This is a genomic window from Streptomyces europaeiscabiei (assembly GCF_036346855.1).
Classification (GTDB): Bacteria; Actinomycetota; Actinomycetes; order Streptomycetales; family Streptomycetaceae; genus Streptomyces; species Streptomyces europaeiscabiei.
The window spans coordinates 6356370-6371361 of sequence record NZ_CP107841.1; the positions used below are offsets into that span (position 1 = coordinate 6356370).

The 14992-nt window shown below is 70.1% G+C and carries 17 protein-coding genes and 4 tRNA genes; 15 read left to right on the forward strand and 6 right to left on the reverse strand.

The annotated features are described in order from the left end of the window. Nucleotides 1–177 precede the first annotated feature (177 nt). Nucleotides 178–1434: an APC family permease gene (locus OG858_RS27805; RefSeq protein WP_328544308.1), complete on the reverse strand. Its 1257-nt coding sequence runs from the start codon at nt 1432–1434 to the stop codon at nt 178–180. Nucleotides 1435–1612: 178 nt separating this feature from the next. Between OG858_RS27805 and OG858_RS27810 the strand changes: the two genes are divergently transcribed. Next, nucleotides 1613–1879, forward strand: a complete 267-nt coding sequence (locus OG858_RS27810) for a GlsB/YeaQ/YmgE family stress response membrane protein (protein WP_086752686.1) — start codon at nt 1613–1615, stop codon at nt 1877–1879. A 155-nt stretch (nt 1880–2034) separates the two neighbouring features. Here the strand turns inward: OG858_RS27810 and OG858_RS27815 are convergent, their stop codons facing one another. After that, entirely contained in the window at nt 2035–2523 is a 489-nt protein-coding gene (locus OG858_RS27815; RefSeq protein WP_037693859.1) for a YajQ family cyclic di-GMP-binding protein, read from the reverse strand. 166 nt (nt 2524–2689) lie between these two features. Here OG858_RS27815 and OG858_RS27820 point away from each other — a divergent pair. Next, a tRNA-Tyr gene (locus OG858_RS27820) sits at nt 2690–2771 on the forward strand. A 118-nt stretch (nt 2772–2889) separates the two neighbouring features. Next, the gene (locus OG858_RS27825) at nt 2890–3096 is read left to right on the forward strand and encodes a hypothetical protein (RefSeq protein WP_046708747.1); all 207 of its coding nucleotides are present in this window, start codon (nt 2890–2892) and stop codon (nt 3094–3096) included. A gap of 73 nt (nt 3097–3169) precedes the next feature. Here the strand turns inward: OG858_RS27825 and OG858_RS27830 are convergent, their stop codons facing one another. After that, nucleotides 3170–3826, reverse strand: a complete 657-nt coding sequence (locus OG858_RS27830; protein WP_086752684.1) for an NAD(P)H-binding protein — start codon at nt 3824–3826, stop codon at nt 3170–3172. Nucleotides 3827–3948: 122 nt separating this feature from the next. On the opposite strand from OG858_RS27830, the gene OG858_RS27835 reads away from it, so the two are divergent. After that, nucleotides 3949–5028 (forward strand): hypothetical protein, encoded by a 1080-nt coding sequence (locus OG858_RS27835; protein WP_256960945.1) that lies wholly within the window; start codon nt 3949–3951, stop codon nt 5026–5028. Between the two features lie 177 nt (nt 5029–5205). On the opposite strand, the gene OG858_RS27840 is transcribed toward OG858_RS27835, so the two are convergent. Next, nucleotides 5206–6465 (reverse strand): amidohydrolase family protein, encoded by a 1260-nt coding sequence (locus OG858_RS27840; protein WP_319066293.1) that lies wholly within the window; start codon nt 6463–6465, stop codon nt 5206–5208. 352 nt (nt 6466–6817) lie between these two features. Between OG858_RS27840 and OG858_RS27845 the strand changes: the two genes are divergently transcribed. The 6 genes from OG858_RS27845 (at nt 6818) to OG858_RS27870 (ending at nt 9401) form a co-directional block, all read left to right on the forward strand. Further along, nucleotides 6818–6890: transfer RNA gene (locus OG858_RS27845), tRNA-Thr, on the forward strand. A 46-nt stretch (nt 6891–6936) separates the two neighbouring features. Next, nucleotides 6937–7009, forward strand: a tRNA-Met gene (locus tag OG858_RS27850). Between the two features lie 91 nt (nt 7010–7100). Next, the gene (rpmG, locus tag OG858_RS27855) at nt 7101–7265 is read left to right on the forward strand and encodes a 50S ribosomal protein L33 (RefSeq protein ID WP_003948671.1); all 165 of its coding nucleotides are present in this window, start codon (nt 7101–7103) and stop codon (nt 7263–7265) included. 115 nt (nt 7266–7380) lie between these two features. Next, complete coding sequence (locus tag OG858_RS27860; protein ID WP_086748448.1) at nt 7381–7833, forward strand: MaoC family dehydratase N-terminal domain-containing protein; 453 nt, start codon at nt 7381–7383, stop codon at nt 7831–7833. Nucleotides 7834–7840: 7 nt separating this feature from the next. Continuing rightward, on the forward strand, nt 7841–8269 hold the full coding sequence (locus OG858_RS27865) for a MaoC family dehydratase (protein ID WP_086748449.1): 429 nt from the start codon (nt 7841–7843) through the stop codon (nt 8267–8269). Nucleotides 8270–8345: 76 nt separating this feature from the next. After that, complete coding sequence (locus OG858_RS27870; RefSeq protein ID WP_327744850.1) at nt 8346–9401, forward strand: UDP-N-acetylmuramate dehydrogenase; 1056 nt, start codon at nt 8346–8348, stop codon at nt 9399–9401. A gap of 24 nt (nt 9402–9425) precedes the next feature. On the opposite strand, the gene OG858_RS27875 is transcribed toward OG858_RS27870, so the two are convergent. Together OG858_RS27875 and OG858_RS27880 are read right to left on the reverse strand one after the other, a co-directional pair. Beyond that, nucleotides 9426–10466 (reverse strand): adenosine deaminase, encoded by a 1041-nt coding sequence (locus OG858_RS27875; protein WP_319266886.1) that lies wholly within the window; start codon nt 10464–10466, stop codon nt 9426–9428. A gap of 136 nt (nt 10467–10602) precedes the next feature. Next, on the reverse strand, nt 10603–11829 hold the full coding sequence (locus OG858_RS27880; protein ID WP_179200873.1) for a pyridoxal phosphate-dependent aminotransferase: 1227 nt from the start codon (nt 11827–11829) through the stop codon (nt 10603–10605). A gap of 251 nt (nt 11830–12080) precedes the next feature. On the opposite strand from OG858_RS27880, the gene OG858_RS27885 reads away from it, so the two are divergent. The 5 genes from OG858_RS27885 to rplA all read left to right on the forward strand — a co-directional run bounded on the left by OG858_RS27885 (nt 12081) and on the right by rplA (nt 14917). Further along, nucleotides 12081–12153, forward strand: a tRNA-Trp gene (locus OG858_RS27885). A gap of 114 nt (nt 12154–12267) precedes the next feature. After that, a complete protein-coding gene (secE, locus tag OG858_RS27890; RefSeq protein ID WP_037694038.1) occupies nt 12268–12555 on the forward strand; it encodes a preprotein translocase subunit SecE in 288 nt (95 codons plus the stop codon). 77 nt (nt 12556–12632) lie between these two features. Continuing rightward, a complete protein-coding gene (nusG, locus tag OG858_RS27895; protein WP_328544307.1) occupies nt 12633–13475 on the forward strand; it encodes a transcription termination/antitermination protein NusG in 843 nt (280 codons plus the stop codon). 179 nt (nt 13476–13654) lie between these two features. Then, complete coding sequence (gene rplK, locus OG858_RS27900) at nt 13655–14089, forward strand: 50S ribosomal protein L11 (protein ID WP_020132675.1); 435 nt, start codon at nt 13655–13657, stop codon at nt 14087–14089. 102 nt (nt 14090–14191) lie between these two features. Continuing rightward, nucleotides 14192–14917, forward strand: a complete 726-nt coding sequence (rplA, locus tag OG858_RS27905; protein ID WP_086747321.1) for a 50S ribosomal protein L1 — start codon at nt 14192–14194, stop codon at nt 14915–14917. The last annotated feature ends 75 nt before the right edge of the window (nt 14918–14992 follow it).

Consider the following 14992-nt stretch of genomic DNA (forward strand, 5'->3'; position numbering starts at 1 on the left):
AGGACGTACTCGTCCTCGACGACCACCACGTCACCGATGGCGGGGCCGCCTTCCGTGCCTTCGGCGAGGCCATGCGCGGCGGCTCCGGCGCCACTTCGCCCCCTGGCCCGGCACGACGCCCACAACACGACACGACCTTCTTCGGCGAGCGCCGCATCGCCGACCGAACGCCCTCGTTCAACCGCTCCGGCCCGCCCACCACCGCCGTACGCCGTACGCCGCCGCCCCCACGCCCAGCACAGCGGCGCCCACGCCCAACGACAGCACGGGCAGCGCGAACGCCAGGACAGCGCACCCGACGAGCCCGACCACCGGCACCACTCGGGACACGGGCGCGGAACTCAGCGTCCAGGCGGACGCGTTGGCGACCGCGTAGTACGCGAGGACCCCGAAGGAGGAGAACCCGATCGCGCCCCGGACGTCGACGGTGGCGGCCAGCACGGCGACCACGGCACCTACAGCCAGCTCCGCCCGGTGCGGCACCCGGAAGCGAGGGTGCACGGCGGCCAGAGCGCCGGGGAGATGCCGGTCCCGGGCCATGGCGAGCGTGGTGCGGGAGACGCCCAGGATGAGCGCCAGGAGTGACCCGAGCGCGGCCACGGCGGCCCCCACCCGCACCACGGGCACCAGCCCCGGCACCCCGGCCGCCCGCACCGCGTCGGCCAGCGGAGCCGGGGCCCGCCCCAGCCCCCCGGAGCCCAGCACCGAGAGAACCGCGACGGCGACGGCCGCGTACACGACCAGCGCGATACCCAGCGCGAGCGGGATCGCGCGCGGGATGGTGCGCGCCGGATCCCGTACCTCCTCGCCCAGGGTGGCGATCCGCGCGTACCCCGCGAACGCGAAGAACAGCAGCCCGGCCGCCTGCAGCACCCCGCCCGCGCCCCCCGACGCCCCGCCGCCCAGCCGCCCGGCGTCCGCCTCCCCGGACCCCAGGCACACGACCACCACGGCGGCGAGGACCGCCAGCACCACGGCCACGATCGCCCGCGTCAGCCACGCCGACTTCTGGACGCCGCCGTAGTTCACGGCGGTCAGCGCCACCACGGCCGCCACCGCCACGGCGTGCGCCTGCCCCGGCCACACGTACGCCCCCACGGTGAGCGCCATCGCCGCGCACGAGGCGGTCTTGCCGACGACGAACGACCAGCCGGCCAGATACCCCCAGAAGTCGCCGAGCCGCTCACGCCCGTAGACATAGGTGCCGCCCGAGGCCGGATACACGGCCGCCAGACGCGCCGACGACATCGCGTTGCAGTACGCCACCACGGCGGCGACCGCGAGCCCGAGCAGCAGTCCCGACCCGGCCGCGCGCGCGGCCGGGCCCAGCGCGGCGAAGATCCCCGCGCCGAGCATCGACCCGAGCCCGACGACCACCGCGTCCCCGACCCCGAGCGTGCGGCGCAACCGGGCCTCCGATCCGGCCTGTGTCATGTGCCGCACCCTACTGACCGCGCCGCAACCGCCGGACCTCACCCGGACGTCCTCCCCGACAACAACGCATGACAACAACGCATGACGACAGGGCAGGACGACAGGACACCTGGCCTCTGTGGGGGGAAACACAGCGCAGGTACAGCACACGTACGGCACGAAAGGGCAGGTTCACGGCATGAGCATCATCGGCTGGATCTTTCTGGGGCTGTTGGCCGGAGCCATCGCCAAATTCCTGCTGCCGGGCCGGGATCCGGGCGGCTTCATCGGCACGACCCTCATCGGCGTCGCAGGCGCCTTCATCGGCGGCTGGATCTCCGCCCGCTGGCTGGACCACCCGATCTCCGAGAACTTCTACGACGGCGCCACCTGGGCGGCCGCGATCGGCGGCTCCCTGGTCCTGCTGATCGCCTACCGCCTCCTGTTCGGCCACTCCCGCCGCTGAGCGCGTACGCAGGCACCACCCCGAACCCGCGGCCGACAGGCGAGAAGGGTGGGCACCCTGGTAGAAACCGGCGTGCCCACCCTTCTCCGTCCTCTCCGTACGACCTCAACCACAGGTCCGGCTACGGGTTCAGCTACAGGTCCGACTACGGATGATCACCGGTAGTTGACGAACTGCACCGCGAAGTCGAAGTCCTGCCCCTTGAGCAGGGCGATCACGGTCTGCAGGTCGTCGCGGCTCTTGGAGCTGACGCGCAGCTCGTCGCCCTGGACCTGGGCCTTGATCCCCTTGGGGCCCTCGTCACGAATGATCTTCGCCACCTTCTTGGCGTTCTCCTGGGAGATGCCCTCCTCGATCGACGCGAAGAGCTTGTACTCCTTGCCGGACAGCTGGGGCTCACCCGCGTCCAGCGACTTCAGGGAGATCCCGCGCTTGATCAGCTTGGACTGGAAGACGTCGAGGACGGCCTTCACCCGGTCCTCGGAGTTCGCCTCCATCAGGATCTTCTCGCCGGACCACGAGATCGAGGCGCCGACGCCCTTGAAGTCGTAGCGCTGCGAGATCTCCTTGGCGGTCTGGTTGAGGGCGTTGTCGACCTCCTGCCGCTCGACCTTCGAGACGATGTCGAAACTGGAGTCGGCCATGTCCTGTGGCTCCTTGCATCGGGGTATCGGGGGGCGACAAGCCTAGCCACCCCGGCCCCTCCGAGTACTGATCAATCAGGTGGCGGAGCACCCCCGGGCATCAGGTATCGTTTACGTCGTTGCCACGGAGCACCGCCGAAAAGCGGTTCGAAGGGCAGCAATCCCAGGCGGTGTGCCCGAGTGGCCAATGGGAACGGACTGTAAATCCGTCGGCTTAGCCTACCCAGGTTCGAATCCTGGCGCCGCCACGTGGAGGGAAGCCCCTTCCGGACTGTGAGAACAGTCCGGAAGGGGCTTCTTCGTGTGTGCACGGCGCCCGAGTTCGACGGACCTGGGCAGCGCTGCGTCGCGAGGCACACTGACTGCATGTCATCACGTCGTAGGAACTGCCCCGAGTGCCGTCGTGAGATCGCCGTCGTGGCGGGGCGGTTCGCGCGGCACGATCCGCCGGGGGCGAGCGGGGAACTGGTGTCCTGTCCCGGGTCGCGCAGGCAGGCCCGGATCGGGGCGGCCCAGCCCGCGCTCGACGGCTTCGTCGTGCCCGAGTTCCCCGGTCAGCTGCAGCTCTTCTGAGTCCCCGGCCGACCGCCGCGGTTTTGAAGCGAGGCACCGCCGTTCAGCGGCGAGGCTCCCCGGCGTACCACGCTCAGTTGCCCGCCACCGACTTCACGGCCACTGAGACGGGCGTCGAGCCGCTGATGAGCTCCAGGGTCAGACCGGCGGTGGCCGGGGTCTCCAGGAGTTCGGCGAGCGTCGCGGCCACGTCGTCGCGGGGGATCGGACCGCGGCCCGTGGACGCCTCCAGACGTACGAGGCCGGTGCCGGCGTCGTCGGTCAGCATGCCGGGGCGCAGGATCGTCCAGTCCAGCGCGTCCAGGCCACGCACATACGCGTCCGCCTCGCCCTTCGCCCGCTGGTAGGCGTCGAAGATCTCGTCGCCCTGGTGCGCGGGGTCCGCGCCCATGGACGAGACGACGATGTGGCGGCGCACACCCGTCCGCACCGCGGCGTCGGCGAACAGGACCGCGGCCGCGCGGTCGACCGTGTCCTTGCGGGCCGCCCCGCTGCCCGGCCCGGCGCCCGCCGCGAACACGGCGGCGTCCGCGCCCCGCAGATGCGCGGCGACCTCCTCGACCGACGCCGACTCCAGATCGCACAGCACCGGTTCGGCGCCGGCCGCGCGCAGATCGTCCGTCTGTTCGGCGCGGCGGATGATCCCCGCGGCCTCGTGACCGCGCGCGGCGAGCAGTCGCTCCAGCCGCAGCGCGATCTGACCATGACCTCCAGCAATGACAATGCGCATGGTTCCGACCGTACGCCCGAACGGATGCGTTTGCTGCGCAACCATCCCGCCGTCCCGTGTGTCTCAACAGTGTTCGCCGTGCCGGCGAACGCCGGAATCACGGGGGGAACACCATCACCGCCATGCGTACAGCCACGCGCAGGACCGTCGTACGTACTTCCATGGAGCGCGTGTCCGCCGCCGGGGCGCCTGCAGTCCGCCGCGCCTTCACCGGCGTCGGCTGCGCCGCGGCCGTGCTCGTCACGGTCGCCGCGTGCGGGACCGTCGAGAACCTCACCGCGGGCCAGAAGGTCGACAGTGCCGTGGAGCGGCTGGGCGAGCAGAAGTCGCTGGCCTTCGGTATGCGGCTCGACGCCGACCCGGACGACCTCCTCGCGCTGATGGGCGAGGACAGTGAGGAAATGCCGCCGGAGATGACGGAGTTCCTCACCGGGCTTCGCGTCGACGTGTCGGTCAAGTCGAAGAAGCCGCTGGCCGAGTCCGGCGAGAAGGACATCGCCGGGATGGGCATGAAGGTCTCGGGCGGCGAGGGCGTGCTTGTCGAGTACCGGGTAGTCGGCGACTACACGTACTACCGCGCCGACATGGAGGCCATGGGCGACGCCATGGGCATGCCGTTCCCGACGGCCGACGAACTCCCCGAGAGCGAGCAGCACTTGCGGCCGGTCCTCGAGGGCGACTGGGTCAAGGTGAACACCGGCGACCTGCAGAAGGCCGCCGAGGAGGCGGGGGCCGGTGCGGGCTCGGGCGGCTCCGACGAGATCGACGCCAAGACCCAGAAGAAGATCCTCGACGCCCTCCGCGGTGTCGTGGCCCGTGAGGTCGGTTTCAAGACCAAGGACGGCAAGGACGGCACCGAGGTCATCACGGCCAAGGCCAACTTCCGCGACCTCCTCACCGGCCTGGTCGACAAGCTTCAGCCCCTCAAGGGTGACCTGCCGCCGGGTGCCGAACTCCCCACGGCCAAGGACATGAAGGACGCCCCGAACAAGAACGTCGCGGTCGACTTCACCCTGAAGAACGGTGACTTGACCCGGATCGAGACCGACCTCGCGGTCCTCGCCGACGACCCGAAGGGTGCCAAGGCGCCCCTCGTCCTCACCTTCGGCAAGGCCGGCGACGTCAGCGCGCCCAAGGGTGCCACCGAACTTCCGGACGACGAGTTCGGCGGCCCGCTGGGCAGCGGACTGTTCGGCGTCTGACCGCACCGGCGGGCGGAGCGTTCGGCACCGGGCGGGACCTCTTTCGTCGGGGTCGCGGCGCCTGTTCGCCTCGGGCATGCGCGCGTGGAGCACGTGAATTCCCACGCGCGCGTGCCCGCACGCCCATGGCGGCTCTCGCATCACACGCAGATGCCCCTCCCGCCCGCCGTACACCCTTCAGGACGGCTCACCCCGCCCTTGCCGGGGCAGATCCAGCGCCGCGCCGGTCGCCTGACCGCAGTACTCGCGCACCGCGCTGGTGCGTGCCACCACGCGCCCCTGGTGCACGACGATCCGGCTGTACGCGAGGGACAGCACCCCCGCGAGCCGGGCGCCGCGAACGGCGAGAAGTTCGGCGGGGAAGCCGGCCTCGACCCGCACCTCGGGCAGGCCGAGCCCGGCGCGCGCCGCCCCGCTGACGGTGTCGTACGCCTCCTCGGGCCGCAGCCCGTACCGGGAGGCCAGCAGGAAGGCCGCCTCCAGGGGGTCCCCGCGCCCGACCGGGTTCGACACGTCCCGCAGTGCTCCACTGCCCGCCGCGACGCGCACGCCTGCCGCTCGCAGGAGACGTACGGGGGCGGTACCCCGGCGGTCCACGGTGCCGCAGCCGCCCTGGGGGAGGCAGACGACGCTCACGCCCGCCGCCGCGAGCTGGTCGGCGGCGCGGGAGGCGGCCTGGGAGGGAAGGCGGGCGAGACCGCCGCACGGGCCGAGGGTGACGCCGGGCCGCAGGCCGCCCGCCATGGCCGCGAGCCGGGCGAGGCGGGCCGGGTCGTCGCCGTCGGTGTGCAGGTCGACCGGGCAGCCGTGCTCGGAGGCGATCTCCAGGACCGCCTCCACGTACCCGGTGGGATCGGGGTCCAGATCCGGGCAGCCGCCGACCACCGAGGCACCCATCTTCACCGCGTCCCGCAGGATCGCGAGCCCGTCCGCCCCGGCCACCCCGGTCAGCACCCGGGGCATCGCCACCGATGTCAGCTCGACGAGCCCGCGCAGCGCCCGCCGCGCCTGGAGCACCGCCGCCAGCGCCTCCAGGCCCTGTACGTCGCCCACGTGGACATGCGAGCGCACCGCCGTGGCGCCGTGCCCGAGTTGCAGCAGTGCGGCCTCGGTGGCCCGCCGCTGGACGTCCTGGCCGTCGTACGGGACCGGGCCCTCGAAGTCGGCCGACAGGGCCGTGTCGCCGTGGGCGTGCGGCTCCGCGGGGGCCGGCAGGAGCAGATGGCCGCCGAGGTCCAGCCGGGTGGCGGGCGCGGCGGGCCCCACGCCCAGGCTGCCCGCCGTGCCGACCGCCTCGATACGTCCGCCGCCCAGCCGTACGTCCACCACCCGGCCGTCGGTCAGTCGTGCCCCGCACAGCAGCAGGGCGCCTGCCTCGTCCGGGCCCGAGGGCGGGCCGGACGAGGAGCGGGACGGCTGCGGCTGGCTGTCGGGCATCTCACTCCCGGGGGCTCGACGACGGCTGCACGGTGACGCACGTGTGACGCACGTGTGGGGACACAGCGGGGGACACAAGGTCACGCAGAGTGAGTCGAGCCTAGGCGGGCCGCCCGTCCTCGTCGCGGAGGAGCGCAATAGTCGTACCGGCGTGGTTCACCTGCCGGGGGACCGCCGGGAGAGCCGGGAACGGTGGTGCGCGTGGGACCCGCGCGGCCTGGGAAAACGGGCCGGACGACGGTTCACGGCGCCCCCGTGCCGATCCCCGGACGACCCGTGGACGACCCATGGGCGGGGGCGGGGAAACGGATTTGGGCGATCGGCGGTGGGGCGTGTAATGTCTTCATCGCTCGCCCCAATAGCTCAGTCGGTAGAGCGTCTCCATGGTAAGGAGAAGGTCTACGGTTCGATTCCGTATTGGGGCTCTGGTGTGAAAGGTTCCCGCCGCGAGGCGGGAACCGATCGCATCACAGCGGTGTAGCTCAGTCGGTAGAGCAAGCGGCTCATAATCGCTGTGTCACCGGTTCAAGTCCGGTCACCGCTACTGACAGTAGCCGATTGCGGGGTCGGTCCTTCGATCGGCTACTCTTCTATGCGTTAGACCCTGTCCCATCCGTTCGTCAAGGAGCACTCACGTGGCTGCCACCGACGTCCGCCCGAAGATCACGCTGGCCTGCGTGGAGTGCAAGGAGCGGAACTACATCACCAAGAAGAACCGGCGTAACAACCCGGACCGACTGGAGATGAAGAAGCACTGCCCGCGTTGCAACGCGCACACCGCGCACCGCGAAACGCGATAAATAAGGCTCGTACACGAGGCCGTCCCCGAGAGATCGGGGGCGGCCTCGCGTCGTTGAGGGGCCCGTACCGGCCAGTACCGCCGTATCCGCCGATCAACCAGGAGGTGCCGAGCCCATGGCGCTCGACCAGTCCTTCGTGGGGCGTTCCTACCCGCCCACCGACCCCTACGAGGTCGGCCGGGAGAAGATCCGCGAGTTCGCGGAGGCCGTGGGGGACACCAACCCCGCGTACACCGACCCGGAGGCCGCCAAGGCGCTCGGCCACGCCGATGTGATCGCCCCGCCGACCTTCGTGTTCTCGATCACCTTCAAGGCGGCCGGTGAGGTCGTCCAGGACCCCCAACTGGGCCTCGACTACAGCCGGGTCGTGCACGGCGACCAGAAGTTCGCCCACCGGCGCCCGGTGCGCGCCGGTGACCGGCTCACGGTCACCTCGACCATCGAGGCGATCAAGTCCCTCGCGGGCAACGACATCCTGGACATCCGCGGCGAGGTCCACGACGAGTCCGGCGAGCACGTCGTGACCGCATGGACCAAGCTCGTGGCCCGCGCGGCCGAGAAGGCGTGAGGATCCGATGACCGCGAAGATCTCCTACGACGACGTCGAGGTCGGCACCGAACTGCCCGCGCAGACCTTCGGTGTGACCCGCGCCACCCTCGTCCAGTACGCGGGTGCCTCCGGCGACTTCAACCCGATCCACTGGAACGAGAGGTTCGCCAAGGAGGTGGGCCTCCCGGACGTCATCGCGCACGGCATGTTCACCATGGCCGAGGCGATCCGTGTCGTCACCGACTGGACCGGCGACCCGGGCGCGGTCGTCGAGTACGGCGTCCGCTTCACCAAGCCCGTCGTCGTCCCCGACGACGACCAGGGCGCCACCATCGAGGTCAGCGCCAAGGTCGGCGCCAAGCTCGACGACAACACCGTCCGCGTGGACCTCACGGCGACGAGCGCCGGCCAGAAGGTCCTGGGCATGTCCCGGGCGGTCGTACGACTGGCCTGAGAGCCCACGCGGCAGTGCGCACATGGCACGGTCCCCCGCCCCTTCCGGGTGCGGGGGGTCTCGTACTCTTGAGCCCGTGCAGGAACTCCACGACGCCCCCCTCGCCCCGCTGACCACCTTCCGGCTGGGCGGGCCCGCGCACCGGCTGATCACCGCGACCACCGACGACGAGGTGATCGCCGCCGTCCGCGAGGCCGACGACGCCGGTACGCCGCTGCTGCTCATCGGGGGCGGGTCCAACCTGGTCATCGGTGACAAGGGGTTCGCCGGGACCGCCCTGGTCATCGCGACGAAGGGTTACGCGCTCGACGGGACACGGCTGGAGCTGGCCGCCGGTGAGGTGTGGACCGACGCGGTCGCCCGGACCGTCGAGGCCGGGCTCGCCGGAATCGAGTGCCTGGCCGGCATCCCCGGCTCCGCGGGCGCCACGCCGATCCAGAACGTCGGCGCGTACGGCCAGGAGGTCGCCTCCACCATCACCGAGGTCGTCGCCTACGACCGCCTCACCCGCGAGACGGTCACCGTCCCGAACGCCGAGTGCGCCTTCTCGTACCGCCACAGCCGCTTCAAGGACGAACCCGAGCGGTATGTCGTGCTGCGCGTCCGGTTCGAACTGGAGGACGCGGACGGCCTGTCGGGCCCGGTCAAGTACGCCGAGACGGCCCGCACGCTCGGCGTCGGACCCGGCGACCGCGTCCCCCTCGCCGACGCCCGCGAGACCGTGCTGAAGCTGCGGGCGGGCAAGGGCATGGTGCTCGACCCCGAGGACCACGACACCTGGTCCGCGGGCTCGTTCTTCACCAACCCGATCCTCACGGACGAGGAGTTCGCCGCGTTCCACGCGCGCGTGCGGGAGCGGCTCGGGGACGACGCCACCCCGCCCGCGTACCCTGCGGGCGACGGCCACACCAAGACCTCCGCGGCCTGGCTGATCGACAAGGCGGGCTTCACCAAGGGGTACGGCACCGGCCCCGCCCGGATCTCCACCAAGCACACCCTGGCGCTCACCAACCGGGGTACTGCCACCACCGAGGACCTGCTCACGCTGGCCCGCGAGGTCGTGACCGGAGTCCGGGACGCCTTCGGCATCACTTTGGTCAACGAGCCGGTGACGGTGGGCGTCACCCTTTAGGGCGCTCTAGTCGGCTAGGGCGCCCTAGTCGGCCGGACCGGCTAGCCAGTCGTCCACCCCGGCCAGCAGCTTCGTCCGCTCCTGCTCCGGCGCAGCCGACGCCCGGATCGACTGCCGGGCCAGCTCCGCCAGTTCCTGGTCGGTGAACCCGTGGTGGTGGCGGGCGATCTCGTACTGGGCCGCCAGGCGGGAGCCGAACAGCAGCGGGTCGTCGGCTCCCAGAGCCATGGGCACGCCGGCCTCGAACAGCGTCCTCAGGGGGACGTCCTGCGGCTTCTCGTAGACACCGAGCGCCACGTTCGAGGCCGGGCAGACCTCGCACGTCACACCCCGGTCCGCGAGCCGTTTCAGCAGACGCGGGTCCTCCGCCGCGCGCACCCCGTGCCCGATCCGCGAGGCGTCCAGATCGTCCAGGCAGTCACGCACCGACGACGGGCCGGTCAGCTCGCCGCCGTGCGGCGCCGACAGCAGGCCCCCCTCGCGTGCGATCGCGAAGGCCCGGTCGAAGTCCCTCGCCATGCCCCGGCGTTCGTCGTTGGAGAGCCCGAAGCCCACCACGCCCCGGTCCGCGTACCGCACCGCCAGCCGGGCCAGCGTGCGCGCGTCCAGCGGATGCTTCATCCGGTTCGCGGCCACCACCACCCGCATCCCGAGCCCGGTCTCCCGCACGGACGTGTCCACCGCGTCCAGGATGACCTCCAGCGCCGGGATCAGCCCGCCCAGCCGGGGCGCGTACGACGTCGGGTCCACCTGGATCTCCAGCCATCCCGAGCCGTCCCGCACATCCTCCTCCGCGGCCTCCCGCACCAGCCGCTGGATGTCCTCGGGCGCTCTGACACACGAGCGCGCCGCGTCGTACAGCCGCTGGAACCGGAACCACCCTCGCTCGTCCGTGGCCCGCAGCTTCGGCGGCTCCCCGCTGGTCAGCGCATCGGCGAGCGTTTCGGGCAGCCGCACCCCGTACTTGTCGGCCAGCTCCAGCACGGTCGTGGGCCGCATCGACCCGGTGAAGTGCAGATGCAGATGGGCCTTGGGCAGTTCAGAGAGATCACGTACACGCTCCATCGCCCGATCCTGCCGTACGTCTCCGCCGTACCGGTAGCGGAATCCTCGAACGTGGCCTTGCTCGCACAGACGAAGGGGCGGGACCCATACGAAAATCCGTACGGGGTCCCGCCCCTCGGGGCGATGCCTCAGGACGTCAGTCCGTCGCCTCCGCCAGCAGCTTCTGGAGGCGGGAGACACCCTCGACGAGATCCTCGTCACCCAGGGCGTACGACAGACGCAGATAGCCGGGGGTGCCGAAGGCCTCGCCAGGGACGACCGCGACCTCGGCCTCCTCCAGGATCAGCGCGGCCAGCTCGACCGTGTTCTGCGGGCGCCTGCCGCGGATCTCCTTGCCGACCAGGTCCTTCACCGAGGGGTAGGCGTAGAACGCGCCCTCGGGCTCCGGGCAGAGGACGCCGTCGATCTCGTTGAGCATCCGCACGATCGTCTTGCGGCGCCGGTCGAAGGCCGTCTTCATCTCCTCGACGGCCGCCAGGTCGCCCGAGACGGCGGCCAGCGCGGCCACCTGGGCCACATTGGAGACGTTCGACGTGGCGTGCGACTGGAGGTTGGTCGCGGCCTTCACGACGTCCTTGGGGCCGATGACCCAGCCCACGCGCCAGCCCGTCATCGCGTACGTCTTCGCGACACCGTTGACCACGATCGTCCTGTCGGCCAGCTCGGGCACGACCACCGGCAGGGAGTGGAACTCCGCGTCGCCGTAGACCAGGTGCTCGTAGATCTCGTCGGTCAGGACCCACAGGCCCTTCTCGGCGGCCCAGCGGCCGATCTCCTCGATCTGCGCGCGTGTGTAGACCGCGCCGGTCGGGTTGGAGGGGGAGACGAAGAGCAGCACCTTCGTGTTCTCCGTGCGGGCCGCCTCCAACTGCTCGACGGAGACCCGGTAGCCCGTGGTCTCGTCGGCGACGACGTCGACCGGGACACCGCCGGCGAGACGGATCGACTCCGGGTAGGTCGTCCAGTACGGCGCGGGGACGATCACCTCGTCGCCCGGGTCGAGGATCGCGGCGAAGGCCTCGTAGATGGCCTGCTTGCCGCCGTTGGTCACGAGGACCTGCGACGGGTCGACCTCGTAGCCGGAGTCGCGCAGGGTCTTCGCGGCGATCGCGGCCTTCAGCTCGGGCAGACCGCCGGCCGGCGTGTAGCGGTGGTACTTCGGGTTCTTGCAGGCCTCGACGGCCGCCTCGACGATGTAGTCGGGGGTCGGGAAGTCGGGCTCACCGGCGCCGAAGCCGATCACCGGACGTCCCGCGGCCTTGAGGGCCTTGGCCTTGGCGTCCACGGCGAGGGTGGCGGACTCGGAGATCGCGCCGATACGCGCGGAGACCCGGCGCTCGGTGGGAGGGGTTGCAGCGCTCATGGACCCCATCGTTTCAGACAGGAAACGCGCCGGGCACGCGGGTTTCACAGACTGAACAGCGACAGAACAACCGTCCGTATCCGCGACCGGAAGCGGTCGATCTTCGACGAGCAACGCCCCTACGGCCGCTTTCTGTTCGACGACAGGCCTCGGACCACGTATGCTCTCTCCTCGTTGGCCTTCACCGGCCGCGCCCCTCAGGTGCACACCGAGCACCCGGTCGGATGCGGTACGTTGGGGGAGAACCGCAAAGGGTCGTAGCTCAATTGGTAGAGCACTGGTCTCCAAAACCAGCGGTTGGGGGTTCAAGTCCCTCCGGCCCTGCTACACACTCCTCACCCCAGGATGTGTGCGCATGTACGTACAGCAATGTTCCGCCGTGCGGCTCATACCGGGCGCGGCACGGCCACGACCCGGACCGGAATCAGGTGAGGATGAATGACGGACGCCGTGGGCTCCATCGACACGCCTGATGCCCAGGACGAGGTACCCGAGGACAAGAAGAAGACCCGCAAGGGTGGCAAGCGCGCCAAGAAGGGCCCGCTGAAGCGCCTCGCGATCTTCTACCGCCAGATCGTCGCGGAGCTGCGGAAGGTCGTCTGGCCGACCCGCTCCCAGCTGACGACCTACACCACGGTGGTCATCGTCTTCGTCGTGATCATGATCGGTCTTGTTACTGTGATTGACTTCGGCCTCGACAAGGCCGCCAAGTACGTCTTCGGCTGAGCCGAAAGCGAAGGGCGCCGTAACCTGGCGCCCCTTTCGCGTGTTCCACCCCCATGTATCCAGGAAGAAGCAGCCACGTGTCTGACCCGAACCTGAACGACGCCATCGAGCCGGACAAGTCCGAGGATGATGAGCTCGACATCGTCGAGGGAGCGGACGAGGTCGACGAGTTCGAGGCTGCCGAAGCCGAGGCGGGGGAGCCGGCCGAGGAAGAGGCCGTGCACGTCGAGGACTCCGACGACGAGGACGCCGACGACTCCGAGAACGCGGCCGAAGAGGCCGTCGAGGAGGAGGCCGAGCCGGTCGACCCCGTCGAGGCCCTGCGTGAGGAACTGCGGACCCTGCCCGGCGAGTGGTACGTCATCCACACGTACGCCGGTTACGAGAACCGCGTGAAGACCAACCTCGAGCAGCGTGCCGTCTCGCTGAACGTCGAGGACTTCATCTTCCAGGCCGAGGTGCCGCAGGAAGAGGTCGCGCAGATCAAGAACGGCGAGCGCAAGACGATCCGCCAGAACAAGCTTCCCGGATACGTCCTCGTCCGCATGGACCTGACGAACGAGTCCTGGGGCGTCGTCCGCAACACCCCCGGCGTCACCGGCTTCGTGGGCAACGCCTACGACCCGTACCCGCTGACCCTGGACGAGATCGTCAAGATGCTCGCGCCGGAGGCCGAAGAGAAGGCGGCCCGCGAGGCGGCCGAGGCCGAGGGCAAGCCGGCTCCCGCCCGCAAGCTCGAGGTCCAGGTGCTGGACTTCGAGGTCGGCGACTCGGTCACCGTCACGGACGGCCCGTTCGCCACGCTGCAGGCGACCATCAACGAGATCAACGCGGACTCGAAGAAGGTCAAGGGTCTCGTCGAGATCTTCGGCCGCGAGACGCCGGTCGAGCTGTCGTTCGACCAGATCCAGAAGAACTAGCCAGCTCGGGCTCCTTCTGGACCCGCCGCTTCCGACCAGGTCAGACGGGCTGTCAAAAGCTTGTCTGACCTGCTCGGTTTTTGGCCGCGCATCTATACCCGTTATCGTTGTGCGGTATGCCTTCATCCTGGACGCGACCTGGGTGGGGGCGCACTCGAATCGAAAGGACCCGGAGAGCAATGCCTCCCAAGAAGAAGAAGGTCACGGGGCTCATCAAGCTCCAGATCAACGCCGGTGCGGCGAACCCCGCCCCGCCGGTCGGCCCCGCGCTCGGTCAGCACGGCGTCAACATCATGGAGTTCTGCAAGGCCTACAACGCCGCGACCGAGTCGCAGCGTGGCTGGGTGATCCCGGTGGAGATCACGGTCTATGAGGACCGCTCCTTCACCTTCATCACCAAGACGCCGCCGGCCGCGAAGATGATCCTCAAGGCCGCGGGTGTCGAGAAGGGCTCCGGCGAGCCGCACAAGACCAAGGTCGCCAAGATCACCGAGGCGCAGGTCCGCGAGATCGCCACGACCAAGCTTCCCGACCTCAACGCCAACGACCTGGACGCCGCGTCGAAGATCATCGCCGGCACCGCCCGTTCCATGGGCATCACGGTCGAGGGCTGATCCCCACCTTCGTGACCATGCGGCTGCCGTAAAGAGCGGCCGCGCGTGGCAGGGCCCGCTCGGCCCGTACCACGACTCCTTTCAGAACACACAGGAGCAGTTGTGAGCAAGCGCAGCAAGGCTCTCCGCGCTGCGGACGCCAAGGTCGACCGGGACAAGCTCTACGCCCCGCTCGAGGCCGTCCGTCTCGCCAAGGAGACCTCCACGTCCAAGTTCGACGGCACCGTCGAGGTCGCCTTCCGTCTGGGTGTCGACCCGCGCAAGGCCGACCAGATGGTCCGTGGCACCGTGAACCTCCCGCACGGCACCGGTAAGACCGCCCGGGTCCTGGTCTTCGCGACCGGTGACCGTGCCGAGGCCGCGACCGCCGCCGGCGCCGACATCGTCGGCTCCGACGAACTGATCGACGAGGTGGCGAAGGGCCGTCTGGACTTCGACGCCGTCGTCGCCACCCCGGACCTCATGGGCAAGGTCGGCCGCCTCGGCCGCGTGCTCGGTCCCCGTGGTCTCATGCCGAACCCCAAGACCGGCACCGTGACCCCCGATGTCGTCAAGGCTGTCAACGACATCAAGGGCGGCAAGATCGAGTTCCGCGTCGACAAGCACTCGAACCTGCACTTCATCATCGGCAAGACGTCGTTCGACGACACCAAGCTGGTGGAGAACTACGCCGCGGCGCTGGAGGAGATCCTCCGTCTGAAGCCGTCGGCCGCCAAGGGCCGCTACATCAAGAAGGCCGCGATCAGCACCACGATCGGCCCCGGCATTCCGCTCGACTCGAACCGCACCCGCAACCTCCTCGTCGAGGAGGACCCGGCCGCCGTCTGAGCCCCGAGCTCACCGGCAGCCGCGTCGCGGCAGCACAGCCCGAGGACGAGCCCCGCAACCTTTCGAGGTGCGGGG

Excerpts from the sequence above, each read along its gene's own strand:
- OG858_RS27810 (WP_086752686.1), top strand. The coding sequence starts at position 1,613 with ATGAGCATCATCGGCTGGATCTTTCTGGGGCTGTTGGCCGGAGCCATC.
- OG858_RS27875 (WP_319266886.1), bottom strand. The coding sequence starts at position 10,466 with ATGGAGCGTGTACGTGATCTCTCTGAACTGCCCAAGGCCCATCTGCAT.
- rplK (WP_020132675.1), top strand. The coding sequence starts at position 13,655 with ATGCCTCCCAAGAAGAAGAAGGTCACGGGGCTCATCAAGCTCCAGATC.
- secE (WP_037694038.1), top strand. The coding sequence starts at position 12,268 with ATGACGGACGCCGTGGGCTCCATCGACACGCCTGATGCCCAGGACGAG.
- OG858_RS27835 (WP_256960945.1), top strand. The coding sequence starts at position 3,949 with ATGCGTACAGCCACGCGCAGGACCGTCGTACGTACTTCCATGGAGCGC.
- OG858_RS27805 (WP_328544308.1), bottom strand. The coding sequence starts at position 1,434 with ATGACACAGGCCGGATCGGAGGCCCGGTTGCGCCGCACGCTCGGGGTC.
- OG858_RS27830 (WP_086752684.1), bottom strand. The coding sequence starts at position 3,826 with ATGCGCATTGTCATTGCTGGAGGTCATGGTCAGATCGCGCTGCGGCTG.
- OG858_RS27815 (WP_037693859.1), bottom strand. The coding sequence starts at position 2,523 with ATGGCCGACTCCAGTTTCGACATCGTCTCGAAGGTCGAGCGGCAGGAG.
- OG858_RS27840 (WP_319066293.1), bottom strand. The coding sequence starts at position 6,465 with ATGCCCGACAGCCAGCCGCAGCCGTCCCGCTCCTCGTCCGGCCCGCCC.
- OG858_RS27865 (WP_086748449.1), top strand. The coding sequence starts at position 7,841 with ATGACCGCGAAGATCTCCTACGACGACGTCGAGGTCGGCACCGAACTG.
- OG858_RS27880 (WP_179200873.1), bottom strand. The coding sequence starts at position 11,829 with ATGAGCGCTGCAACCCCTCCCACCGAGCGCCGGGTCTCCGCGCGTATC.
- OG858_RS27825 (WP_046708747.1), top strand. The coding sequence starts at position 2,890 with ATGTCATCACGTCGTAGGAACTGCCCCGAGTGCCGTCGTGAGATCGCC.
- OG858_RS27860 (WP_086748448.1), top strand. The coding sequence starts at position 7,381 with ATGGCGCTCGACCAGTCCTTCGTGGGGCGTTCCTACCCGCCCACCGAC.